Annotated in this window: 24 protein-coding genes and 1 pseudogene; 6 read left to right on the top strand and 19 right to left on the bottom strand. The window is 40.1% G+C overall.

Features of this window, described 5'->3' with window-relative positions; translation table 11 throughout:
- The 7 genes and pseudogenes from EO116_RS05910 to EO116_RS05880 form a co-directional block, all read right to left on the bottom strand.
- Positions 1-401, bottom strand: a 401-nt coding sequence (locus EO116_RS05910; RefSeq protein WP_164726085.1) for a transposase family protein, incomplete at its 3' end; no start/stop codon positions are given.
- Positions 402-564: 163 nt separating this feature from the next.
- Complete coding sequence (locus EO116_RS05905) at positions 565-921, bottom strand: cupin domain-containing protein (protein WP_126937746.1); 357 nt, start codon at positions 919-921, stop codon at positions 565-567.
- A gap of 28 nt (positions 922-949) precedes the next feature.
- Positions 950-1,261, bottom strand: a pseudogene (locus EO116_RS05900) (DUF4261 domain-containing protein); the annotation flags it as partial.
- 173 nt (positions 1,262-1,434) lie between these two features.
- Positions 1,435-2,691, bottom strand: a complete 1,257-nt coding sequence (locus EO116_RS05895; protein ID WP_127161048.1) for a Glu/Leu/Phe/Val dehydrogenase — start codon at positions 2,689-2,691, stop codon at positions 1,435-1,437.
- Between the two features lie 200 nt (positions 2,692-2,891).
- The gene (gene fetB / locus EO116_RS05890; RefSeq protein ID WP_127161047.1) at positions 2,892-3,665 is read right to left on the bottom strand and encodes an iron export ABC transporter permease subunit FetB; all 774 of its coding nucleotides are present in this window, start codon (positions 3,663-3,665) and stop codon (positions 2,892-2,894) included.
- On the bottom strand, positions 3,652-4,317 hold the full coding sequence (locus tag EO116_RS05885; RefSeq protein WP_127161046.1) for an ATP-binding cassette domain-containing protein: 666 nt from the start codon (positions 4,315-4,317) through the stop codon (positions 3,652-3,654). The genes fetB and EO116_RS05885 overlap by 14 nt, the downstream gene beginning before the upstream one ends.
- Positions 4,318-4,338: 21 nt before the next feature.
- On the bottom strand, positions 4,339-5,094 hold the full coding sequence (locus EO116_RS05880) for an exodeoxyribonuclease III (protein ID WP_126937749.1): 756 nt from the start codon (positions 5,092-5,094) through the stop codon (positions 4,339-4,341).
- Positions 5,095-5,422: 328 nt separating this feature from the next.
- Between EO116_RS05880 and EO116_RS05875 the strand changes: the two genes are divergently transcribed.
- The gene (locus EO116_RS05875; RefSeq protein ID WP_127161045.1) at positions 5,423-6,481 is read left to right on the top strand and encodes a TIGR00341 family protein; all 1,059 of its coding nucleotides are present in this window, start codon (positions 5,423-5,425) and stop codon (positions 6,479-6,481) included.
- 157 nt (positions 6,482-6,638) lie between these two features.
- Here EO116_RS05875 and argH read toward each other — a convergent pair whose 3' ends face one another.
- Positions 6,639-8,060: an argininosuccinate lyase gene (gene argH, locus EO116_RS05870; RefSeq protein ID WP_127161044.1), complete on the bottom strand. Its 1,422-nt coding sequence runs from the start codon at positions 8,058-8,060 to the stop codon at positions 6,639-6,641.
- Positions 8,060-9,274 carry an argininosuccinate synthase gene (locus EO116_RS05865; protein WP_127161043.1) on the bottom strand — a complete coding sequence of 405 codons (1,215 nt, stop codon included), beginning with the start codon at positions 9,272-9,274 and terminating at the stop codon, positions 8,060-8,062. Before EO116_RS05865 ends, argH begins: the two co-directional genes overlap by 1 nt.
- Positions 9,275-9,630: 356 nt before the next feature.
- On the opposite strand from EO116_RS05865, the gene EO116_RS05860 reads away from it, so the two are divergent.
- Positions 9,631-10,446 (top strand): transglycosylase domain-containing protein, encoded by an 816-nt coding sequence (locus EO116_RS05860; RefSeq protein ID WP_127161042.1) that lies wholly within the window; start codon positions 9,631-9,633, stop codon positions 10,444-10,446.
- A gap of 244 nt (positions 10,447-10,690) precedes the next feature.
- Here the strand turns inward: EO116_RS05860 and EO116_RS05855 are convergent, their stop codons facing one another.
- The gene (locus EO116_RS05855) at positions 10,691-11,470 is read right to left on the bottom strand and encodes a hypothetical protein (protein WP_127161041.1); all 780 of its coding nucleotides are present in this window, start codon (positions 11,468-11,470) and stop codon (positions 10,691-10,693) included.
- 196 nt (positions 11,471-11,666) lie between these two features.
- On the opposite strand from EO116_RS05855, the gene EO116_RS05850 reads away from it, so the two are divergent.
- The gene (locus tag EO116_RS05850; protein WP_127161040.1) at positions 11,667-13,751 is read left to right on the top strand and encodes an OPT family oligopeptide transporter; all 2,085 of its coding nucleotides are present in this window, start codon (positions 11,667-11,669) and stop codon (positions 13,749-13,751) included.
- A 195-nt stretch (positions 13,752-13,946) separates the two neighbouring features.
- On the opposite strand, the gene EO116_RS05845 is transcribed toward EO116_RS05850, so the two are convergent.
- The 7 genes from EO116_RS05845 to EO116_RS05815 form a co-directional block, all read right to left on the bottom strand.
- Positions 13,947-14,792: a metal ABC transporter permease gene (locus tag EO116_RS05845; protein ID WP_127161039.1), complete on the bottom strand. Its 846-nt coding sequence runs from the start codon at positions 14,790-14,792 to the stop codon at positions 13,947-13,949.
- Positions 14,789-15,637, bottom strand: a complete 849-nt coding sequence (locus tag EO116_RS05840) for a metal ABC transporter permease (RefSeq protein WP_127161038.1) — start codon at positions 15,635-15,637, stop codon at positions 14,789-14,791. The genes EO116_RS05845 and EO116_RS05840 overlap by 4 nt, the downstream gene beginning before the upstream one ends.
- 8 nt (positions 15,638-15,645) lie before the next feature.
- The gene (locus EO116_RS05835; RefSeq protein ID WP_127161037.1) at positions 15,646-16,395 is read right to left on the bottom strand and encodes a metal ABC transporter ATP-binding protein; all 750 of its coding nucleotides are present in this window, start codon (positions 16,393-16,395) and stop codon (positions 15,646-15,648) included.
- Positions 16,392-17,333, bottom strand: coding sequence for a metal ABC transporter solute-binding protein, Zn/Mn family (locus EO116_RS05830; RefSeq protein ID WP_127161036.1), 942 nt, complete (start codon positions 17,331-17,333; stop codon positions 16,392-16,394). The genes EO116_RS05835 and EO116_RS05830 overlap by 4 nt, the downstream gene beginning before the upstream one ends.
- A gap of 366 nt (positions 17,334-17,699) precedes the next feature.
- The gene (locus EO116_RS05825) at positions 17,700-18,875 is read right to left on the bottom strand and encodes a metallophosphoesterase (protein WP_127161035.1); all 1,176 of its coding nucleotides are present in this window, start codon (positions 18,873-18,875) and stop codon (positions 17,700-17,702) included.
- 22 nt (positions 18,876-18,897) lie between these two features.
- Positions 18,898-20,040 (bottom strand): A/G-specific adenine glycosylase, encoded by a 1,143-nt coding sequence (gene mutY, locus EO116_RS05820; RefSeq protein ID WP_127161034.1) that lies wholly within the window; start codon positions 20,038-20,040, stop codon positions 18,898-18,900.
- Positions 20,037-20,564 carry an 8-oxo-dGTP diphosphatase gene (locus EO116_RS05815; RefSeq protein WP_127161033.1) on the bottom strand — a complete coding sequence of 176 codons (528 nt, stop codon included), beginning with the start codon at positions 20,562-20,564 and terminating at the stop codon, positions 20,037-20,039. Before EO116_RS05815 ends, mutY begins: the two co-directional genes overlap by 4 nt.
- Positions 20,565-20,653: 89 nt before the next feature.
- Here EO116_RS05815 and EO116_RS05810 point away from each other — a divergent pair, with 89 nt between their 5' ends.
- From EO116_RS05810 to EO116_RS05800, 3 genes are read left to right on the top strand one after another with little or no spacing between them, the layout of a single operon-like run.
- Complete coding sequence (locus EO116_RS05810) at positions 20,654-21,436, top strand: DUF4931 domain-containing protein (protein WP_127161032.1); 783 nt, start codon at positions 20,654-20,656, stop codon at positions 21,434-21,436.
- A complete protein-coding gene (locus EO116_RS05805; RefSeq protein WP_127161031.1) occupies positions 21,436-22,152 on the top strand; it encodes a metallophosphoesterase in 717 nt (238 codons plus the stop codon). Before EO116_RS05810 ends, EO116_RS05805 begins: the two co-directional genes overlap by 1 nt.
- A complete protein-coding gene (locus EO116_RS05800) occupies positions 22,149-22,379 on the top strand; it encodes a hypothetical protein (protein WP_038144502.1) in 231 nt (76 codons plus the stop codon). The genes EO116_RS05805 and EO116_RS05800 overlap by 4 nt, the downstream gene beginning before the upstream one ends.
- Before the next feature lie 263 nt (positions 22,380-22,642).
- Here the strand turns inward: EO116_RS05800 and EO116_RS08775 are convergent, their stop codons facing one another.
- Complete coding sequence (locus EO116_RS08775) at positions 22,643-22,723, bottom strand: putative holin-like toxin (RefSeq protein ID WP_370447269.1); 81 nt, start codon at positions 22,721-22,723, stop codon at positions 22,643-22,645.
- Positions 22,724-23,114: 391 nt separating this feature from the next.
- Positions 23,115-23,786 (bottom strand): PepSY domain-containing protein, encoded by a 672-nt coding sequence (locus EO116_RS05795; protein WP_127161030.1) that lies wholly within the window; start codon positions 23,784-23,786, stop codon positions 23,115-23,117.
- Positions 23,787-24,101: the final 315 nt, after the last annotated feature.

Here is a 24,101-nt window from a genome sequence, read left to right as displayed (position 1 = left end):
CGTAATACTGTAGTAATAGATGTATCACACTCGTTAGCAATAGCTGTATAGGTTACACTTTCAGTAAGTTTATCAGATAGCATTCTAATATTAGTTACACTTAGTTGCATATGTTTTCGTACAAATGGATTGCTTTCGGCAAAAGAATGACCACAATGCGGACAAATATACCGACGCTGTCTGTATTTTCCAATTAGTGGACCTCGTTGTACTTTTCCAAACTTTACAGTACGTATACGATAATCCTTAATATGCTTTGTAGTTTCTCCACACTTTGGGCAAATATGTGATGTTGCTGGTAATTCTATGTCAAAAATAAATATTCCGTCTAATTCATAGCTATTTGTAATATATTCTTGTTTTACATTATGTAAAAATTCAGTATAATCAGTAGTAGGCATATAAGCTCACATCCTTTCTTTAGGACTTTGACACTTTTATTGTAAAGCATGTGAGCCTTATATGCTTATTTTTTTGCAAAAAAATAATGTTGGAAGTGACACCGTAGTGGTGTCACCCCAACATTTATTATAGAGCCAGAAAATACTATAAAGTGCTTTCATATTAATTAGTATAAACAGGATCATAATCAGCAGGCACCGGAGCAACGATACTCACAAAGACAATATCTTCCGTTCCAGTATTTTTTGCACCATGACATTCACCCTTTTTAGATACTATAACTTGCCCCTTTGTAAAAGGCACCTCAGTATCCGGCGTTGGATAAAATACCCCTGTTCCTTGCAATACAACCCATATATCATCAGAATTATGATGATAATGCTTTGGTAAGGTTTGACCAGGTTTAATAACCCAAACTGAACCACCTGTGGAATCAGTTTGATAAAATGGCGTCCTAACAGCCTTCTCCAAACTTTCAACTTTCACAAGTTCCATATCAAAAATACGTTGATTACTCATAACACTCTCACCTTTCATCGATTAACAACTAACGAGTTCCAGAAGTATATTCACCCATATTTACATCAAGCACTGCTCTCACCGGTTGAACTAGGGAATCCTCATACTGCAATGTCCATTGCACATTTGAATCCAATTCCCCATTCTCTAGGCCGCTAATAGTATCACCATCACCAACAGGATTGTCATTTTCTAAAATAAAATACAACATATTATATGCATGAATAACTACATCATCAGGATTCATGCCATGAAAGTGATACTGCACATCAGGCAAGAATAAGGTGCTCATCCCCACCGAGTCAACCATCATATCGTCTGTACCTTGAATGTTAATGAATTATATCCTGCTTCGGATTTAATTCGGTCGAATTCGACTGAATTAAAATTTAGATTATAAACCTCCTCTCACCTTATACAAAATAAATAATATATTATTACCTAAATTATACAATAAATCTGGCTCTCTAGTAAATATTACATCATCTAAGATGAGCAGATAGGGCAGATATATTAACCGTTATATCCTTTAATTTTTAATGCTTCTACTAAACGACGCAATGCCACCATGTACGCAGCCAATCTTGGGTATACTTTAAACTCTTCTTGCATAGCCCATACTTCTTCAAAGCTTTTTTTCATGTTCTTCGATAATTTTTCGTTTACTTCTTCTTCAGACCAGTAGAAGCCAGCTTTGTTTTGTACCCATTCATAATAGGATACCACCACGCCTCCGCCATTCGCTAATACGTCTGGCAATACAGGAATACCTTTTTCAAAGAAGTATAAGTCTGCATCTTTGGTTAATGGTCCGTTAGCACCTTCCAAGATTAATTTTGCTTTTACTTCTTTCATATTGGCTTCGTTCACTTGGTTTTCTAAGGCCGCTAAGTATAGCACGTCTACATCCAATAACAATAAATCTGGATTAGGGATTCTTGTCATACCTGGCTCTTCGTAGCCTTCTAAAGAACGGCCATGAGAGTTTGCATATTCGTAAGCTTTTTCTACATCGATGCCGTTTGCATTGTACAGAGATCCATGTACATCACCGATGGCAACGATTTTAGCACCTTCACGATGCATCAATAAAGCACCAACAGATCCTACATTACCAAAACCTTGTACAGCAATCGTCAAATCTTTAATAGATTTACCTTGTTTTTCCAAGTAGGAAAGCAATGTGAACATACAGCCACGACCTGTTGCTTCATTACGACCTAAAGAACCACCGATGGCTAATGGTTTACCTGTTACGATTCCTGGTGTCCATTGACCAGTTAACGCACTGTACTCATCGACGATCCAAGACATGATTTGCGGATTTGTATTCACATCAGGAGCTGGCACATCTCGTTCTACCCCAATAATAGGAGCAATTTTACGAACGAAACCACGTGTTAAACGTTCCAACTCTCTTTCACTTAGTTCTTTCGGATCTACCTTGATACCGCCTTTGCCACCGCCATATGGTAAATGAGCGATAGCATTTTTGATTGTCATCCACGCACCTAACGCGCGCACTTCATTTTCATCTGCATCTGGGTGAAAGCGAAGACCGCCTTTAGATGCACCAAGAACGGAGCTATGTTGGCAACGGTAGCCAGTAAATACTTCCACATGCCCATCATCCATTTGTACTGGAATCGCCACGTTCATTTCACGTTCAGGGTGACGCAATACTTCATAGTCATTGCGTGGAATGCCCAATGTGTCCGCTGCTAAGTCTAATGTTTGCAGCATATTTTCATAAGGGTTGTAATTTGCCATAATACCACCTCGTTTTACATATAAATAGAATGTGTATACCCTAATAGTAACACAACTCATTCCTTATGACTATAGGCTTTCAAAAAATCCTACTTAATTTATAGGTAAATTAAAACTTTAAAAATATTTTGTAAACATATCTGAGGAAGATAGGGATACTCTCTTAGCAGAGTTACAGATAGTAAAAAAAGCTGATTCTATCACGAATCAGATAGAATCAGCTGCTCTTTCATATTAAAAAATTGTCGACAACTCAAGTATCCTGCTATAGCAATGGCAATGGATACGGTTGAAAAGGTCATGAAAATAACGATAATTTGGTATTTGATGGCCTCCATAGGACTCATTCCCGCCAAGATTAAGCCTGTCATCATCCCTGGCAAGGCCACAATGCCCAATGTTTTCGCACTATCGATGGTCGGTTCTAAGCTAAATATCAGGGCTTCTCGCAAGATGGCTTTACAGGACTGCATAGGAGTAGCTCCCAATGCTAACTTAATCTGAATCTCTTGTTGGCGTCGCTTAAAGCTCGTTATAATTTGGCGGAAACACAATCCTACTGCCACCATAGACCCAGACATGACCATGCCTCCTACAGGAATCATTTGATACGGAGTAAAAGATAGCACGTTTGCCCCCAATAAGATAGCAAGAGTAATTACCGCACCAATGCCAATACTAACCCCTGCAATCCATGAAGCATGTTTGATGCCAGATCCCCGTTTGCCTCCATTGATAGCGGCGCTGATCAGCATCAACAGTAATACACCGCCAGTAAACAAAGGATGGTCCGCACCAAAAATAAAATGCAATACATACCCTACGACTACTAGTTGCACTACCGCTCGCAAGGCACTATGCAATATTTCTAGTTCTAACCGCATTTTCTGCTGATAAGACACGACAACGGCCATGGCGATAAGCACGGTTGCCATCAGTAAGGATTCATTCGATAAGGCATTAAAGCTCCCCATGTAGCACCTCACAATCTGTAATATGACCATCTTTCACAGTGATACGACGTTGCCCCATACGAACACTTTGGTCTAAATTATGGGTCACCTGTAATAAGGTTAAGCCTTCTTTATGTAACTGCATAAGACCTTGTTCTACCCACTCCGTATTTTCTGTATCCAAAGCAGACGTCACCTCATCTAATAGCAACACCTCAGGGGCAAACAGCAAACTACGAATCAAGCAAATTCGTTGCATCTCACCACCTGATAACTCCGTATTCGACTTCTCTAACAGCTGTAGATCCATATGAAACAACTCGAATAGGTCTTTGATTCTTGTTTCGTCAATAGCACGACCTCGCATGGTAAAAGGAAAGGCTAGATTACCTCGCACTGTTTGCCCGAATAAATAGGGCTGTTGGAAACAGTACGCCACTCGTTGGCGATATTCTGTAGGGGCATATTGATCCATCGGTTTACCTTGAAAATAAATCGTCCCTCTCGTAGGAGATATCAAGGAGCTAGCCAATTTCAGAATTGTACTTTTACCACTCCCCGATGGACCTATGATGGTGATGCTTTCACCTTGTTGAACCTCAAAAGAAATATCCCCTAAAATCTGGTGACCATGAAGCATTACAGAGATATTTTCAAAACGTAGTACTGACATAATATACGCCCTTTATACGAATTATAAATCGATAACTAGTTCCACTGGGCAATGGTCAGACCCAAAAATATCTGCATGGATTTTCGCCTCTTGGATTTTATCAGCAATGCTGTTGGATACTAAGAAATAGTCAATTCTCCATCCTACGTTCCGCTCACGAGCTTTGCCCATGTAGGACCACCAGCTGTAGGCATCGACTGCATCAGGATATAAATAGCGGAAGGTATCTGTAAAGCCTGCTGCTAGCAGTTCCGTCATTTTTTCACGTTCTTCATCACTGAAACCAGCATTTTTACGATTTGTTTTAGGGTTTTTCAAGTCGATTTCTTGATGGGCTACGTTAAGGTCACCACACAGAATCACCGGTTTTTTCGCATCTAATGCTAGTAAATACTCGCGGAATGCCACTTCCCATTCCATGCGATATTCCAAACGAGCCAATTCACGTTGGCTATTCGGTGTATAGCACGTAACTAAGTAGAACTTTTCATATTCCGCCGTGATCACACGTCCTTCTTGGTCATGTTCCTCAATGCCAATGCCATTCACTACGGAAATTGGCTTTTCTTTTGTGAAAATAGCCGTACCGCTATAGCCTTTTTTCACTGCACTATTCCAATATTGTTCATGGTTCGGCAAGACCATTTCAATTTGTTCTGGTTGTAATTTTGTTTCTTGTAAGCAGAACATATCTGCATCTAATGCATCGAATGCATCCATAAATCCTTTAGTCATGGCTGCACGTAAGCCATTCACATTCCAAGAGATTAATTTCATTGTTAGTACCTCATAGTATTTAGTAACAAAAATATATATTGATTATATCATAAATTTTCGATATGCGCTTTCCAAATATATCAGATGCCGGCGGTAAGTTTTTGTTGGAAAATAAAAGTTTCTTCCTTTTTCTATCTATTAAATTAATAGATTTCTTTAAAGAAATACTATAAAATTTTGGTATAATGTTAAGGCTAGGCTGGGCGATACGTAATGGATAATTTTCAAAAGAATAACCGATAAGAATTAAAAATACGGAAGATTAGACAGAAATCGCTCTATTATTATCCATGCAAAATAAGATTATATGAAATAAAAGGAGTACCCAATGACAGGAAACTATTCAGCACGTGAATACCGTGATAAATTATATGATGATCTTCATGTTCGATTAAGCGATACAGTCATTTTGATGTGTGCGATCCTTATTGCCTCTATAGGTTTAAATATGAATTCAACAGCTGTTATTATTGGAGCCATGCTGATTTCCCCTCTTATGACACCGATTGTTGGACTAGGATTCGGCTTAGCTATTTTTGATACTCGTTTAATCAAGCAATCTTTAAATGTTTTATTGACTCAAGTAGCGGTCAGTTTGCTTGTCTCAGCTCTGTATTTCTGGATTTCTCCCATATCTTATGCAAGTAGCGAGTTGATTGCTCGAACCTCTCCAACCATTTGGGATGTTCTCATTGCTATTGCAGGTGGGATAGCAGGTGTCATTGGTTCAAGAAAAAAAGAAGCGAACAATATCGTGCCAGGAGTAGCCATTGCAACAGCTCTGATGCCACCTATCTGTACTGCCGGCTATGGCTTAGCTAATGGAAATGTACAATTTATATATGGCGCTCTCTATCTTTTCTTAATTAACTGTGTCTTTATCATGCTAACCAATATTGTTGGAACAAGAATTTTGATGAGAAAATCTCCCTTACGCTCATTTAAAGAGCTAAACATTAAAATGAGAATTGGGTTGATATCCTTGATTGTATTATTAATTCTTCCTGCCACCTATTCAGCAGTCACGCTAACGATGGATCAGGCACGAAAAGAAGGAATCAAGCAGTTTGTAGGAAAAGAGTTCACCAATCATACGGTCATTAGTCAAGTCTACAAGTCAAGCAAAAATGAATTGGTCTTGACGATTGTTGGCAATCCTCTTTCAGAAGAACAATTAGAAACACTCCGCCAAAAACAAGCCTCTTACGGTATTCAATCTGTTCATTTGAAAGTCAATCAAGTTAATCAAATTCATAATTCGACAAAATTGGATAGTGAGAAGACCAAAGAATTTTATGAAAATATTAATAAGTATATCGATCAAAAACTCTCTGAAAAAAATTCACAAAAAGATATTGTAAAAGAAAATGAAGAAGACAAGGATTAAGGATATTGAACTTATCTCAAAAAAAGCAACGGATTTGCCGTTGCTTTTTTGCATAGTTGCGATAGTCTTGCTAAACCAGAATCGCCTCATATACCAGTTACAGATACCACTTTTATACGAATGAGAGAAGACAATATGAATATTATTACAAACCTATTTATTGCAAACGGATTTTTTCTTTCCACTTCGCAATTTGCGTTATTTCTTCTGAAAGCACTTCTTTGCCGATACGGATTTGACGTGCTACGCACTCTGGTGCTGTACCACTGTAGTTGCTGCGACCTGCTACGCAGGCTTCGATGGTGATGGCATCCAAGATATCCGCTTCAAAGTGGTGTGAAATAGCTTTGAAATCTTCCACTGACAAATCTAACAACACACAACCTTTTTCAATGCAATGTTGTACCGCTGCCCCTACAATGGCATGGGCTTCACGGAACGGTACACCTTTTTTCGCCAAGTAGTCCGCCATATCTGTAGCGTTAGAGAAATCATCGTCCAACACCGCTTTTGTATGGTCTCCATTGACTTTCATATGGCGTAACATATCCGCCGTAATCGAGATGGCGAAATGCAAAGTATCAATAGTATCGAAAACCCCTTCTTTATCTTCTTGCATATCTTTATTGTACGTCATTGGTAGGCCTTTCATGGTTGTAAGAAGTCCCATTAAATGACCGTAAATACGACCTGTTTTACCACGTACGAGTTCGCACACGTCTGGATTTTTCTTTTGTGGCATAATGCTAGAACCTGTGCAATGTGCATCGTCTAGTTCGATGAACCCAAATTCTGTACTAGACCAAAGGATTAACTCTTCACTTAAACGGCTTAAATGCATCATCACTTTTGCCCCAAAGCTGAGGAACTCTAGCACATAGTCACGATCGCTGACAGCATCCATACTATTTTCATAAATCGCATCGAAGTGCAATAATTCCTTCGTCATGTTTTGATCGATAGGATACGTAGTACCCGCCAAAGCGCCTGCCCCTAATGGCATCACATTGGCATGTTTAAAGATCAACGGCAAATTATCGAAGTCACGGCTCAACATAGAGAAGTATGCCATCATGTGATGACTAAATAATACTGGTTGCGCCCTTTGTAAATGAGTGTAACCAGGGATAATTACATCTTTGTATTTCTCTGCCACTTCTAAGAAAGCTTGTTGCAAGTTCACAAGCTCCTCACCCATGTGCACTACGGCCTTGCGGATGTACATATGTAAGTCCACTGCCACTTGGTCATTACGGCTACGGCCTGTATGTAGACGTCCACCCGCTTCACCAATCGCATCAGTTAAGCGTTTTTCGATATTCATATGGATGTCTTCTAATGCCACGGAAAACTCGAAGTCCCCTGCATCAATTTGCTTTTCAATAGCCTGTAAACCTGCTACGATAGCATCTTTATCTTCCTGAGAAATGATGTGTTGCTCTGCTAGCATCGTTGCATGAGCAATACTGCCTGCCACATCTTCTTTATACATACGGGAATCAAAGGAAATAGAGGACGTGAAGTCCTCTACTGCCTTATCCGTCCCTTTGGTAAACCGTCCGCCCCAAAGTTTCGCCATTATTTTAAACCTGCTTTCTCTTTCATTAATGCATTGATTGTTAAAGGCAATCCGAATAAGTTGATGAAACCTTCTGCATCAGCTTGGTTATATACATCATCTTCTTCAAATGTTACAAACTCTTGGTTGTACAAGGAGTATGGAGATGTAGATCCTGCACTGATAATATTACCTTTGTACAATTTCAATGTGACTTGACCTGTTACAGTTTGTTGTGTGCTGTCCACGAAGGCTTGTAAAGCGCTCATCAATGGAGCAAACCACATGCCGTCATACACAAGTTCTCCGTATTTGTTCGCCACTAATTCTTTGTAATGGTAGGTCGCTCTATCTAGGCAAAGGTATTCCAATTCTCTATGTGCATACATGATGATAGCTCCACCAGGATTTTCATAGACACCACGAGATTTCATGCCTACTAACCGATTTTCTACGATATCTACAATACCGATACCATTAGCAGCACCGATTTCATTCAAAGTTTGCAAGATGGTAAGTGGAGACATGGCTTGACCATTCACTGCTACTGGAATACCTTCTTTGAAGTCGATGGTCACCATAGTTGGTACATCTGGAGCTTCTTCTGGAGATTTGCTAACTAAATATACATCATTTTTAGGGGCATTCTTAGGATCTTCTAAATCGCCACCTTCATGGGATAAATGCCATACGTTTTGGTCCATAGAGTAGGGGTGTTTTTTTGTTGCCACTACTGGAATGTCGTGTTTCGCTGCGTATTCCATGCAATCTTCCCGGGATTTCAATTCCCATTCACGCCATGGAGCAATGATTTTTGTATTTGGTGAAAGTGCTTTGATTGTCAATTCAAAACGCACTTGGTCATTCCCTTTACCTGTAGCACCATGAGCGATGGCATCCGCTCCTTCTTGTGCAGCAATTTCTACTAATTTTTTCGCGATTAATGGTCTTGCAAAGGAAGTACCTAATAAGTATTTACCTTCATACACAGCACCTGCTTTTACAACTGGCCAAATATAATCGGATACAAACTCTTCTTGCGCATCGATGATGTACGCTTTCGTAGCACCAGATTTGATAGCTTTTTTCTCTACTGCATCATAATCTTCTGGTTGACCTAAGTTCACGCATACAGCGATAACTTCTGCGCCATAGTTTTCTTTTAACCAAGGAATGATAACAGATGTGTCCAAACCGCCGGAGTAAGCTAATACTACTTTGTTAATGTTGCTCATAATTGACCTCTTTCTTTGTGTAATTCACTGCTGTGCAGCACTTGTTTCTATCTTATGAACGTATTATACAACCATCTGTATAATAATGCAAGTATTTTTTATAAAAATTCTTTTATATACATTTTTATTCTATCTTATGCCATTTTATAGGCAATACCTATAACCTGTGACCGCATCATTCTTCTATGACTACATCATACTTTCCACTACTATACATTACCAAATGAACGCACTCTGCTCGAGTCTAGTCGGATGATTCAATATTCTTACGCATTGTTAATAGCAAACAAACCTTTCTACTGTTATAATCCATTCCTCCTATTGTTGATACCCCCTAGATATGATATGATGAACCCATGAAAACACTTTTTAAACTCATCCTTGTGCTCGCCATTGCAGCTGGTGGTTTATATTGGTTCGCTGGGTATACCCCAGAGGATGCTAAAACCACTACACAACATGTAGCACATACGATAAAAGAACAAACTATAGAACAAGGGGAAGATCAACTTTCCAGGATCGACCGCATCAAACGTCTCTTTCATTTCAAAGAAGCTGTAGAGGAGGCTATGGATAAACGGGTGCCACCAGCGCATCGCGTTCGCAGCGAAGACATTAGCCCTATTGTGAAACAAGCCTTAGTGGCTACGGAAGATAAACGTTTTTATGAGCATGGAGCGGTAGATTTCTTTAGCATTGGTCGTGCCTTGTATACGAATACCATAGCTGGGCAAACCGTAGAAGGTGGTAGTACCATCACCCAACAATTGGTAAAAAATTTATTCTTATCCTCCAAGCGTATCATGTCTCGTAAGGTAGAAGAAGTATTTCTTGCCTATTTGATGGAGCATTATTACAGCAAAGATGAAATCATTACCATGTATTTGAACACGATTTATTATGGCACCGATTACTATGGTATTAAATCTGCCTCTGAAGGATACTTTAACACAGAACCAAAGGACCTGAACTTAAGTCAAGCTGCTGTGCTCGCAGGCATTCCACAGGCGCCATCCTACTTTAATCCGGTCAGCAACATAGATGCGACGAAACAACGACAACGGACGGTATTAACCTTAATGGCTCAACAAGGGATTATCTCCTATGCAGACATCGATAAAGCCTATTATAAGCGACTTGATGCTCCGAAGAAACACAGAGTTACTGATTAATATACCTAGGTTACATATGCTAATACCTGGATGATACAAGCACGCTTATCTTATTACCACATATAAAAGAATCTATGACAACACAGGACAAAAAAACAGAGGAAAGTTGAACAAAACGTATCAACTTTCCTCTATTTCATTTCATAGTATGTTTTACAAGCTCTAGCTACTAGTATGTCATTTCTATTGGATACCACCAACCATGCATACCTAACACCCATAACATAATTCTATTACCTTGCGCCTATCTTCCTAAGTTTCCTACTGGTACATAGATGCTACCACTGGACATAGGTGCGATAGTACCTTGATCGTAAATCAATACAATGTCATGATTTTCACGGGCAAAGAAACTATTTGGCTTACCTGCTGTGACATCCGCATAGATAGCTTTCTTACCTTCTTTCGGTAATTGTTGTAATCCTGCTGTAATCGTTTCTTGTGGTAGTCCACCAAAATCACTTAAGGACAAGCTACGACCTGTGGTGGTATTAAACGTAAATCCCTTTTCTACATTCACACCATGCGATGCATTGTCTTCAATCGTATAGGATGTAATGGTGACAGAGAAAATCCCATTTCCATCAGCTTTGATATCATAGCTCATGTATAAATTTTGCTTTTCTCCATCTACTGCTTTTTCATTCGTTTTGTGCACTTGCTTACGAAGTTTTTCTACATAGTCCGTGATAGTCTTATTGATTGCTTTTGTCACGTAAGGGCTTACCGATTGCACTCGTGGGTACGTCAGGTCCATGTGGTTTTCTTTCACTGTCTCTGGTTTAACTGTTACTTGCAAACGATCTGTAAACGCTTTTGCCGCTGGCGCTACAATTTGTTTTTTATCTTGTCTAGCTTTCATCGTTTCCTCGCGGATGATACGATTGGTTTCTGGCGATGCCGTCGTAGAGATACGCTCGCCTACCGCAATGGGTGTTTCTTTCACCACCGTAATATCTGCTGCCTGCAATGCTATTGGTAAACAAGCGGCCATGAGTACCGCACCAAATATTTTCCTTCTCATAGTCTGTCTCCTTATCACATAGGGTATAATTATATCTCTATTATATACACCAACTACATGAACCGTATATGAAAATTTTTAATATACTTTCCTAAATAGACGTATGTATACAAAATTTACTATATTTTTTATTGAAAGTCCTTGAGAATACTGATACAATGAGTAAGATAGTAGTGTATTTTAAGGAGGTATAACTATGAAGCATGATTTTATGAGTCATGATATTAGCTTACCGGAATTAACAGTCAGAGGCATGCTACTAGGTGCGATTATTACATTAATCTTCACAGCATCTAACGTATACCTAGGTCTGAAAGTAGGTTTGACGTTCTCATCCTCCATTCCGGCTGCTGTAATATCTATGGCAATCTTACGCTTCTTCAAGGATTCCAACGTTCTTGAAAACAACATGGTACAAACGCAAGCATCTGCTGCTGGTACCTTATCTGCAGTCATCTTCGTATTGCCAGGTCTATTGATGATCGGGTATTGGCAAAACTTTGACTTATTGGAAACATTGTTATTATGTGCCTGCGGTGGCTGTCTTGGGGTATTATTTACTATTCCATTACGTCGCGCTATGGTTATGAATAGTGACTTACCATATCCAGAAGGTCGCGCTGCTGCTGAAATTTTGAAAGTAGGTTCTACTGTTCCAGGAGAAACTACAAAACAATCCGGCGGTATGAAAGAAATCGTATCCGGTGGTGCATTAGCTGGTATCATCAGCTTTGTCACACAAGGTTTCCGTGTATTTGGCGAATCTAAATCTTTCTGGTTCCCTGTTGGAGCTGGAGCTACACAAATTCCATTTGGCTTCTCCTCCGCTTTATTAGGTGCCGGTTTCTTAATTGGTATTGCCAGTGGTATCGCAATCTTAATCGGTATGATTATTGCTTGGGGTGGTTTCGTACCATACTTAACCAACCATCTACCAAATCCAGATAACTTGGAAGCTATCAAATTCTCTAACACTGTATGGAAAACTAAAGTTCGTTTCATCGGTGCTGGTACAATCGGCGTAGCTGCCATTTGGACATTATTGACATTGATCAAACCAATTATTGAAGGTATCAAATTATCTATCAAATCCATGACGGCTAGCGCAGAATATCGCGATACACACCGTATGGATACAGATATGAAACCATCTACTATCGCTATCGTATTTGCATTAATTATTATTGGCTTAATCATTTGCTTCTACTCTTTCGTATCTGCTCTTCCAATGTCCGCAGGTCTTGCTTGGACACTTGTGATTGCAGGTATTGTAGTGGCATTGTTAATCGGCTTCTTCGTAGCTGCTGCTTGTGGTTACATGGCTGGTTTGATTGGTACTTCCGCAAGTCCAATTTCTGGTATCGGTATCATCGGTATCATCGTGTCTTCCTTGGTAGTGCTTACTATCGCTTCCGCGAACAACTTGTTAGCTACTCCTGAAGGCGTAAAATTCTCTACTGCCTTGGCGATTTTCATGACTTCCGTGGTTATCTCCATTGCAGCCATCTCCAACGATAATTTACAAGACTTGAAAACTGGTCAATTGGTAGGTGCTACACCTTGGAAACAACAGGTAGCTCTATTAATCGGTTCCTTAGCTGGTGCCGTAGCGATTGCTCCAGTACTTGACTTGTTATACCATGCCTACGGTTTCACAGGCGCTATGCCTCGTGAAGGAATGGATCCTGCTCAAGCATTGTCCGCTCCACAAGCTACATTGATGCGCCAAATCGCAGAAGGTATCTTCAATGCTAATATGGATTGGACTTACATCTTCTACGGTATCCTTGTTGGTATTGCCGCTATCGTTGTTAACTTGATTTTAAAATCTACAACAAAATCCTTAACATTGCCACCTCTTGCAATTGGTATGGGTATCTACTTACCTCCAACTTTGGAAATGCCTCTTGTAATGGGTGCCATCATCGGTTACTTCGTAAATCGTTACATCACTAAACGTGCGAAAGAACGTGCTGGTGCTTATGCAGATGCTGACGTAGAACAATCTAACCGCCGTGGCGTATTGTTCGCTTCCGGTTTGATCGTTGGTGAAAGTATCATCGGTGTTATCATCGCTGGTATCATCGCCTTCTCCGTAAGTACAGGTGGTAGCGAAGCTCCACTTCAATTGGCTTTCACTGAAGCAAAATCCTATGGTGATACAGCTGAATGGCTAGGCTTTGCAGCATACATCTTTGTTGCACTTTGCTTAATTCGCATCGTAATCGCTTCTAAATTCAACAAAGCAGAAGCAGAAGCAATCGAAAACATGAATAAATAAAACACTACACATATCACAAAAGAGGCTGTAACCATTGGGTTGCAGCCTTTTTATTTCGCTAAAGAAATACACAAAAAACAAAGGACTGAAGTAAATTCTAATACATCATTTTACTTCAGTCCTTATGTATCTATATCATGCTAGCTTATACAATGCTACCATTATGCATTATTTCTAGCATACACAATGCTACTATTATGCATTATTTCTACCATATTTATAGATCCATACAAGTCCATAGATACAACCTATAACAGTGGCAATCATACCACCAATGGATACATCCCAAAGGAACGCTAAGGCTACACCGATAGTCGTAGCTATGGTAGATACTATCATACTGATGAATAACATGGCTTTCACAGATCGAGCCAGCATAAATGCCGTCGCTGGTGGACCAATCATACAACCCGTTACCAAGATCGCACCTACCGTCTGAAATGAGGCTACTGTCGTTAAGGAAGTCAATGTCATAAGTCCATAGGACACTGCCATAGGCATCGCTTGATACACCTTAGCACACACAGGATCAAAGGTGGTAAGGATTAATTCTTTCTTAAAGAGTGCAATACATACTGCATTGATAAGACACACCAGAATGGCAATCCATAACAACATAGGTCCTAAGTCATAAGCATCTACGGTAAAGCGTTGGAATGTAGCAAAGGCTAAATCGCCTAAAATCGCCGTATCTACATCGAGATGTATGTGTTTGCCAAATAAGGTAACTAACACAATGGCTAAGGCAAATAAGAAGGGAAACACAATGCCGATAGCTGCATCTGGTCGAATATACCGACGTCGTTGCATCCATTCTACTGCATACACAGTGCCCACACCCATAGCGGTGGCACCAATAATGAGCCAAGGGGAGTTCAAATCTTTTGTCACCAAAAAGGCTAACACAATGCCTAAAAACACAGTATGTGTTATGGCATCCACCATCATAGATAAACGGCGTAACACCAAGAATGTACCTATAAGGCTACAGCTGATGCCTGTGATTGTAGCGATACCCCAAATTTCTAAGATATGACTCATCCTAAACACCTCCTCACGAGGCGTTTACCATTAGCCAATACTAAACTTAATAAAATCATACCAGTCATTACAATGATGATAATAGGGCCCGTAGGAAGATTGCCCCATAGAGCGCTCACAAATGTGCCCATAAATGCCACTACACTACCACTGATGGCAGCAATGATCACTAGGGTACGTAAGGAATGAGTCCACTGGCGACCAATCATGGCTGGACCAATTAATAAGGAGCTAATTAATATAACCCCTACTGTCCGAATGCCGATGACAATAGTCACCACCAATGCAGCACGGTAAAAAAATCGCACTTTTGACACAGGAATACCCATCAACTGTGCCTCAATAGGGTCAAATACGGTAAGACTCAATTCTTTCCAAAGTATAATAACCCCACCTACAATGCAGGTTCCGCAAATGGCCATCACCCAAATGTCACTTTGCATCATGGTTACAGCTTGACCAAAGATAAATGTATTCAGACCTGCCTGTCCAGCATTTTCCATAGATTGTACTCGCGTTAATAACACTGTGCCAAATCCAAAGAAGGCCGCTAAAATCGTAGCTAAGGCTGCATCAAAACGGACTCCTTTTTGGGATGTTTTGTGCATAATCCATTCTGACAAACAGGCCGTGCAAATCGCACCTAGTAACAGTACTGTAGTGTCTTTCACGCCTGTTAAAAGAAATCCTGCCACTACCCCAGGTAATGTGGAATGGGCTACGCCATCGCCTAGTAAACTTTCTTGGCGCAAGACTGCAAAAGTTCCTATGACGCCACATACCAAGCCTAGCATCACCGTCCCCAGTGCTACGATTTGAAATGTATATTGTTGTAATAATTCCATGGTGCCTCCTAGTATGAATATGTCTCATCTAGGATATGGGAACCTACTATATCTCGAACTGGTCCCATGCCCACCAATCTGCGGTTGACGCAGAGAACTTGATCAAAATACGTTTCTAAAGTCTGTAAATTATGATGCACAATGAGCAAGGTTTTACCTGCTGATTGCATTTCTTTCATAATCTTTACTAACACAGATTCTGTGGTCTTATCAATGCCTTTAAAAGGTTCATCTAGCAAGTACACCTCTTGGTTCTCCACCAAAGCACGGGCTAGGAATACACGCTGTTGCTGTCCTCCTGACAATTGTGAGATAGATCGCTGTGCATAGTCTAACATGCCTACCGTTTCCAAGGCCTTCGTAGCCTCGTCTCGTTCACGTTTCCCTGGTCGTTTAAACCAACCTAGTCTGCGGTAGGTGCCCATCAATACCACCTCAAACACCGTAATGGGATAATCCCAATCTACTGCTGAAGTTTGTGGTACGTAAGCAATATGGTTATAAATACTATTCGTTTTCGCACCTCCATAAGCGGAAACTATTTTAGTATCTAATGTTAACTCAATCGTTCCTTCTACTAATGGCACTAGCCCTAACATGGCTTTCACCAAGGTTGATTTACCAGCACCATTAGGACCAACTATGGCCGTCATCGTTCCTTGTTCAATCTGAAAGGATACATCTTTCAGCACCACCGTATCATCATAGGCGACTGAAAGATGATCTACTTTCAAAATACACTTGCTGTCACTCATCATTTAAGAGCGCCTACAATTGTATCGATATTGGCTTTGACCATGCCAATGTAAGTACCGCCTTCTGTGTTAGGAGAACCTAAGGAATCGGAGTATAATTCACCGCCGATAGCCACGTCCCAACCTTTAGCCTTAACGGCTTCTTGTACGGCTTCGATTGTTTTATGAGGAACAGAAGATTCTACGAAGATTGCTTTGATTTTATGATCTACAATAAATTGTACTAAGTCGTTCATATCTTTTGTACCCGCTTCTGTAGCTGTGCTCACGCCTTGTAAGCCTTTTACTTCAAAGCCATAAGCACGAGCAAAGTAATGGAATGCATCATGAGCAGTGACTAATACACGAGATTGTTCAGGAATTTCTTTCGTTCTATCTTTAATATATTGATCTGCTGCATCTAATTCTTTCATGTATGCTTCGTAATTAGCAACATAATCTTTTTCATGTTTAGGATCTTTTGCTACTAATGTGTCTTTTACTACTTTGGCTGCTAATTTCCAGTTTTGTACATCGAACCAAATATGAGGGTCTTTTGCATCTGGACCTTCTTCTTCAAAAGCTAACAATGTGGATGGATCCATATCTTTAGACACTTCCACTACTGTTTTGTTGGATTTTTTTAATTCTTGGAATACTTGGCCCATTTTACCTTCTAAATGGATACCATTCAAGAAGATTACATCACCTTTTTGTAAAGTAGATACATCACCTGCACTAGCTTGATACAAATGTGGGTCTACCCCAGCACCCATCAACCCTTGTACTGTTACATGGTCACCACCAATTTTTTGTACTAAATCTGTAATCATTGTTGTAGTAGTTACCACTTGTAATGGCTTACCATCTTGTACCGTATCCGCTTGTTTTCCACAACCTGCAATAGCCATAATACAAACGGCAAACACAATGAACAACCGCCATAATTTAAATTCTTTCATGGTCTTTCCTCCCTTACTAAACATGTGGGATGTCCCGTACTATCCCTAAATTAAAAATTACATGAGTCTTACTTACGTATACTATATCACAACTGATAGCATTTCTCAATATAAATTTTTAATTATGTCTTTCAAAGAATGAAAGAATTAGCTATTACCTATGTTATCATTTATATTTATGATAATAGATATCATTTTATTATTAACTGCGATATACTATTTTCAACTTTCACTAACTTATCTAAATACCTATACTATGGATGACAAGATTTTATGTATGTGATATACTATTCGTATAAACGTTGATTAAGTCCATCGGGACAAAGAACCCCCACAGTTGCCGCTGTGGGGGTCCTTATTTTTCACTTACAATATCGTAAACACCGTCACTTCTCTAGCACAGTTCAACCGCACTGGGAACCAATGTCCCGATCCTCGGCTCACGTAGGCAAATAATCCTTGTTCTTCGTAGAGTCCTTTCCAATACGGCTTATACACCGGCACTAGGTTCACACCCCATAGATTAATCTGTCCTCCATGGGTATGTCCAGATAAGGTTAATGGGATATGTCTACGAAATGCTTCAGGGATAAAGTTTGGGTGATGTGCTAACAAGATAGGATAGGCATTGTCGGGCATGCCTTTCATAGCTTTGTCCAACAAGCGTACATTTTCCTCTTGCACATCATCTTTAAAGTGGTAATCCATGCCCACTAAGTACACAGGACGAGGTCCACCTAATATCTGTTGATGACTATTACGATACATGTGCATATTTGTTTGGCTCAACCGCTTCCATACACGTTCTACATCGACGCGGTATTCGTGATTCCCTAAAATATAATCAATGCCATCAGGAAAATCTTGTACACGGCTATCTAGATAATCTGCCACTTCATCAAGATACCCTAAATCATCGATTAAATCTCCAGTGATAACCAGTCGATTCGGGTGTTCACTAGCAACGGCATTCACCATTTCTTTCAACTTATCCATACCGATGAAAGGACCTATATGAACATCGCTAAGTTGTCCAATTTTATATCCTTTCAACACCTCTGGTCTATCTTTCAAAGCCAATTGTATCTTGCGTAGTTGCAGTTCATCATTCCCTTGAAAGGCCGCTACTGATCCTGTAACACCTACTACAGCAGGCACCACCACTGCCGTGCGTTTAAAGAAATTCCGCCGTGATTCGTCGATAGGACTATCCCCGCTGTCAGAGCGAGCACCTAAACGCATAAGTCCATAGAATACACCGAAGATCGTCAATACTGCAAAGGTGCCGAACAGTGCTACAACCAATCCATTCAGTTCGATTAGGACCGGGCGCACTAGATCCAGCACCATGCCACCATGGATGCTGTACATAAGGCGTTGTAGGACAATCGTTCCTACTGCAAGGGCTAACCCCAGTACACCGCCATAGATTAGGCCCTTTCGTTTCGAACCATTTCTAAATAAGGTTACCCAGTATCCTGTCATAGTTCCAAAAAGAGCCATTCCAAGTACTAAGCTTCCCATCAATATATATATTCTCATCTATATCACTCCTCGGTATAGATTAACAAAGATCAATGAACTTGCCATGAGGCCCTGCCCAAGGTAAGACGTGAAAGGCCTCTTTACGACAGAGAATCCAATCCTCCTTCAGAGGAATAATCTGACCTTCTGCTACAGCTTGTTGCACCGCTTCATCACCTTCTAGCATAATTGTATTCGACGAATCTATTGCCACCTCTGTAGCGACACCTCGGTAGCCTTTCATCGTCCATTTGCGATGGCTAAAAATATGGGTTACTTCCTTTGCTATAGGTCGTTCCATAGTGACGGTAACCCCAATAGATTGTAACCCCTCAATTAATTCTACTTTGCGACTCTCTGCTGTGCCACCTTCTACGCTGGGAAACTCCCACATATTTTGCAGCAATCCTTCTTTGGGTCTTCGATGCAATAGGTAGTACCCATCTACTGTAGAAATAATCCCTACGTACAATTGGACAGATTGTACCTTTGTTTTCTTAATCCGTATAGGCAGCACTTGTTCCGTACCTTCTGCTTTTGCCTTACAATCCTGTACCAATGGACAGGACTCACAGCGAGGTGTTTTAGGAATACAAATGGATGCACCGAAGTCCATAAGGGCTTCGTTGAAGTCCCCCGGGCGATCATAGGGCATGGTCTCTTCTACCAATGTAGTAATCGCTTTTTTCCCTACCGTGCCGAGAATATCTTCATGGATATTGTACAGACGAGCATAGACCCGAAGTACATTCCCATCGACAGCAGGTTCACGAAGGTTATACGCAATGGAGAGCACTGCCCCTGCTGTATAGGAACCTACACCTTTTAGAGATTCCATTTCCTTCCGCGATCTCGGTACTTGTCCCCCATAGGTTTCTACTACTTCTTTCACACCTTGGTGCAAATTACGCGCCCTAGAATAATACCCCAAACCTTGCCATGCCCGAACTACCGTATCTTCTTCGGCACTAGCTAAACTTTCAAGTGTTGGAAATTGCAATACCCAATTTTCAAAATAAGGACGCATGGCCTCAATTCGAGTTTGTTGAGACATCACTTCCGACACCCAAATGCGGTAGGGGTCTTTACTTTCACGCCAAGGCAAGTCACGCTTATGCACATCATACCAATCTAATAAATGCTGTGTCCATGCCACTTGGCTTTGCTGTTCTACTTGTTTCACTTCATGCCCTCATATATCCAAGCCGTCACACGGTCTACATCGTCGCTTTCTAGCACCTCTTCTACAGTTACAAATTGCATGGATTCTATCGTACTATTATCTTCTTTGAAAGTAATAACACCTTTCAACTTTTCGCCACGCCAAATCTGTGGAATCCACTCTTCATCACCAGCCCACATATGGTCAAACGGCGTCTTCTCCAAGGTAAACCAATGGGGCTCCATTTCTTCCGATTCCAAAGGAATCCCTTGAAACTGTTCCACTATATATACATAACTAATATGGCTCAACTCCGGTGAGTAAGGGAACTGAAAATCCAACAGCGCCACTGCCTGTAAGTCTTCTTCTTTCACTAGCAAAGATACTTCCTCAAACACTTCTCGCACGGCGCAAGCACGGAAGCTTTCACCATCCTCAACTTTACCACCAAACCCATTATAATAACCGGCTCCAAAGCCGCGTTTTTTACGTCCTAATAAAAATAAATCTTCCCGTTTTGGAAAACATAATGTTGTAGGTCTCATAATTCCTCCTATTCTTTTTTTATTATATCATGTTTCACACTTTCATAAACCTCGCCCCCTATGATACTATAGTAATAGTGAGGTGAACTATGAAAGAACCATTAATTTTTGATATTGCTTTGGGACAAACAAAGCCCAACAGCATGCACAATCGCGACGGGCACTGCCCATTTTGCGAACCCTCGCAATTAACCGATATACTAGATATATCTGGGTCCATCATTTGGCTCATGAATAAATACCCTGTATTAGAACACACATGGCCTACAGTTATCATCGAAACTCCGCCCCATGTGCATACGGAATATTCTAAATTACCCTTTTCAGAAGCAGTCCATATTTTAGAATTTGGTCGAACCAAATGGGAAGAGGTAAAGGCTAACCCTCGTTTTACCTCCGTCTTATTTTTTAAAAACTATGGCCCTATGTCTGGCGGATCCATCTATCATCCTCATAGTCAAATCATCGGCTTAGAGGACTATGATTACCGTGAAGATATTCACAGAGAACATTTTGAAGGATGGCTCATCTATGAAGAGGATGGTCTTCGCATAACCTTATCCAATCGTCCTATCCATGGATTCTTTGAATTTAATATGCGGTTTAATCCACAATTAGATACATCCATATTAGCCAAGTATTTACAACGTACCTTACGCTATGTATTAGAAGGCTTTTCTAAATATGCAAAATCTTATAATCTATTTTTCTACGATATAAATGACGGCTTTCACTATCTAAAAATCGTGCCACGCTATATAACATCACCACTCGTTATCGGCTATGGGATTCCCCAAGTGTGTCACGAAACACGTGCCTTAGAGGTCATCCGTCATATGCAACCATATTTACACAATTCTTTGGAGGTTTAATGAAAGTTTTTGCCATTGGCGATTTACACCTATCTGGGCAACCACCAACAAAACCTATGACCATCTTCGGTCCACACTGGGATAACCACTGGGAACGTATCCAAGCACACTGGCGAGAACATATAGATCCTAATGACCTAGTCTTTCTAGTAGGTGATATGTCTTGGGCTATGCGCCTTAGTGATGCAAAGGTAGATCTAGATACCATTGCGACCCTGCCTGGGAAAAAGTTTATGATTCGTGGCAATCACGATTATTGGTGGACAAGTCTACAAAAAATGAATACTCTTATGGAAGGACGTATCACATTCTTACAAGGTAGAGGTTTGTACCATAATGGTATCGCCTTCGGCGGCACGAAAGGCTATATCTATCCACAAGACCCTTTCTTTAAAGAAGCTGATGACCGCCACATCTATGAGCGGGAATTAATACGTACTAAAGCAGCTCTAGATGCTATGGAGACGGCTATTACTGAAAGTGGTGATGACCCTTCTCAGATAACACGCATACTGTTACTGCACTATCCACCCACCTTAGAAAATCATGCCAATGGATTTACGGACCTATTAGAACAGTACCATGTAGATCACTGTGTATTCGGTCATTTACATGACAAAGCATCCTTTCAAAAAGTATCCTCCCATTGGGGGCAGACACAATTACACTTAGTCTCAGCCGATGCTGCTAATTTTATGATGAAGGAGATACCATGAGCCGTATCCACAAAGAACACTTACAAGCAGGGTACATCTTTGGTGACCCTCATAACTCAGAATACCTATACCTACCAGCCGGAGAAGTTGGCTCCAGCGACCCTCGATGCATATTCGAACAAGGGCCTACCAAAGAAGACCTAACCCTAGACGAAGCGTGCCGTATCATCGACCGATACACATTAAAACCGTGTAAGCACCCAAAACTAGGCAAACGGTCATTTTAAGGTACCATCTACCTATATTGGTTGCACTATATTTTGACAAATTTATTCATGTATATACTATGGCAATATTATATGTCATTCATAATAGAGTACCACCTATAATAAAATAAGTAGCCTTACGCGACAAACTATGTTATACTAAACATAATAAAAGAAGAGCCATCAACGTGTCTTAGGCGTTAGGCTCATCTCACATACTAGAAATTTGATTTGCCTAACGTGTTAAGTACTTGCAATACTTATCTTGACGTTAGGCTTTTCACTTACATATTTAAGTAAGTTAAAAATGCTATAACCAACATTCCAAATTGTATTAGTAAACTAAAAAACTCGAATGGTGTCATAGTATTCCCTCCTCCCAATGATTAGGAAGAGATGAGCCCAACTCACGTTGATAGATCTTCTATATTTATAGTATAGCATATTTTTACATTTCGTTGATATAGATTAAAATAATTATCAATTCCCTAAGGAACGCAGTTGCGTGTAGAATACCAGTGGCGTTCCTTTTTGATCTAAATAAAGTAATACTAGAAGAGCACGACATGTTCCGGAGCAAACCTAACGTAGTATCAGTTTGTGGAGGAATATGTCGTGCTCTTCCCTTTGCTAAGTAAAAGAAACGCCACTGGTTTCATAACGAAGCCAGTGACGTCTTAAAAAGGGGGGTATTTATGTTGTTTGTGTTATTTGTATTTATATAGTAAGGGAGTTTTAAGGAGAATAATACTAAGATTAGTATTTGCTAGTTTTTGCTTTTACATTGATAACTTCGCCAGTCATTGCATCTACTTTGACTTCAGCTTCTTTACCACTGCCATCGATCATATCTAATTCATAGACTAGACGTCCATGCTCTTTTTCTACAGACCAATCCATTGCTTCAAATGTGCCGCCCACTTTTTCCTGAGCTTTTGTTTCTGCCACTTCTGGCATAATAATATCATTTACATCAAAAGCTTTAGACATACTATGGTTGCCTTTCATAGCTTGACCATACATCATGGAACCCTGTTGTTTCATATGTTTACCTTGTTTCAAAGGTTTTACTTCTGTATTTAAAATATCTCCATTTTCACGGATATGCATTTCAATTTTTAAACCATCCACGATACCATCTACTTCGTAAGTTGGGTTATGTTTTCCATCATAAGAAATACCTACAATTTGTGCATCCGGATATAAGGATTTAAATTTTGTAACTACCCCTTTATAATCTACATCACTCAATGGTAATACGCTAGGCACCACGCTACCTACACCATTCCAAGAATTAATTTTAGCCATTTGATCTGCTGGCATATTTTTCATCATACTTGTGTTCGCAGCATTTACTACACCACTTGCCATCATAAGTCCTGCACCTAGAGCCATCACAGCAGCTCCTAAACGAAACATTTTTTTCATAATCTCCTCCTTCACGTGCCCGATGCATCGTGTCTTGGTTTTTAATTAAGGAATATTCGTTATTTCTAACTTGTTTATATCATATCCTATGAATATGAACCAATTATGAAAAAAGAATGAGCCGACCATGAAGTTACAATGAATATTAGATGAAGTTGTATCCCCTATTACATACATATATTCCCACATTTGACAAAGAGCCCCAATATTGATATATCATCGTAAAAACTATTTTAAATTATATAAACGCTATAAATACAAAAAGAGACAACACCGAAATGTTGTCTCTTTATCTGTTTTAGTATGCTAGATAGT

Origin of the sequence: Veillonella sp. VA137 (genome assembly GCF_003992015.1) — a bacterium.
Lineage (GTDB): Bacteria > Bacillota > Negativicutes > Veillonellales > Veillonellaceae > F0422.
This window is presented reverse-complemented; position numbering and strand designations above follow the sequence as displayed.

Coding starts and splice junctions, on each gene's coding strand:
- EO116_RS05905 (WP_126937746.1), bottom strand. CDS start 921: ATGAGTAATCAACGTATTTTTGATATGGAACTTGTGAAAGTTGAAAGT.
- EO116_RS05895 (WP_127161048.1), bottom strand. CDS start 2,691: ATGGCAAATTACAACCCTTATGAAAATATGCTGCAAACATTAGACTTA.
- fetB (WP_127161047.1), bottom strand. CDS start 3,665: ATGGGGAGCTTTAATGCCTTATCGAATGAATCCTTACTGATGGCAACC.
- EO116_RS05885 (WP_127161046.1), bottom strand. CDS start 4,317: ATGTCAGTACTACGTTTTGAAAATATCTCTGTAATGCTTCATGGTCAC.
- EO116_RS05880 (WP_126937749.1), bottom strand. CDS start 5,094: ATGAAATTAATCTCTTGGAATGTGAATGGCTTACGTGCAGCCATGACT.
- EO116_RS05875 (WP_127161045.1), top strand. CDS start 5,423: ATGACAGGAAACTATTCAGCACGTGAATACCGTGATAAATTATATGAT.
- argH (WP_127161044.1), bottom strand. CDS start 8,060: ATGGCGAAACTTTGGGGCGGACGGTTTACCAAAGGGACGGATAAGGCA.
- EO116_RS05865 (WP_127161043.1), bottom strand. CDS start 9,274: ATGAGCAACATTAACAAAGTAGTATTAGCTTACTCCGGCGGTTTGGAC.
- EO116_RS05860 (WP_127161042.1), top strand. CDS start 9,631: ATGAAAACACTTTTTAAACTCATCCTTGTGCTCGCCATTGCAGCTGGT.
- EO116_RS05855 (WP_127161041.1), bottom strand. CDS start 11,470: ATGAGAAGGAAAATATTTGGTGCGGTACTCATGGCCGCTTGTTTACCA.
- EO116_RS05850 (WP_127161040.1), top strand. CDS start 11,667: ATGAAGCATGATTTTATGAGTCATGATATTAGCTTACCGGAATTAACA.
- EO116_RS05845 (WP_127161039.1), bottom strand. CDS start 14,792: ATGAGTCATATCTTAGAAATTTGGGGTATCGCTACAATCACAGGCATC.
- EO116_RS05840 (WP_127161038.1), bottom strand. CDS start 15,637: ATGGAATTATTACAACAATATACATTTCAAATCGTAGCACTGGGGACG.
- EO116_RS05835 (WP_127161037.1), bottom strand. CDS start 16,395: ATGATGAGTGACAGCAAGTGTATTTTGAAAGTAGATCATCTTTCAGTC.
- EO116_RS05830 (WP_127161036.1), bottom strand. CDS start 17,333: ATGAAAGAATTTAAATTATGGCGGTTGTTCATTGTGTTTGCCGTTTGT.
- EO116_RS05825 (WP_127161035.1), bottom strand. CDS start 18,875: ATGAGAATATATATATTGATGGGAAGCTTAGTACTTGGAATGGCTCTT.
- EO116_RS05815 (WP_127161033.1), bottom strand. CDS start 20,564: ATGAGACCTACAACATTATGTTTTCCAAAACGGGAAGATTTATTTTTA.
- EO116_RS05810 (WP_127161032.1), top strand. CDS start 20,654: ATGAAAGAACCATTAATTTTTGATATTGCTTTGGGACAAACAAAGCCC.
- EO116_RS05805 (WP_127161031.1), top strand. CDS start 21,436: ATGAAAGTTTTTGCCATTGGCGATTTACACCTATCTGGGCAACCACCA.
- EO116_RS05800 (WP_038144502.1), top strand. CDS start 22,149: ATGAGCCGTATCCACAAAGAACACTTACAAGCAGGGTACATCTTTGGT.
- EO116_RS08775 (WP_370447269.1), bottom strand. CDS start 22,723: ATGACACCATTCGAGTTTTTTAGTTTACTAATACAATTTGGAATGTTG.
- EO116_RS05795 (WP_127161030.1), bottom strand. CDS start 23,786: ATGAAAAAAATGTTTCGTTTAGGAGCTGCTGTGATGGCTCTAGGTGCA.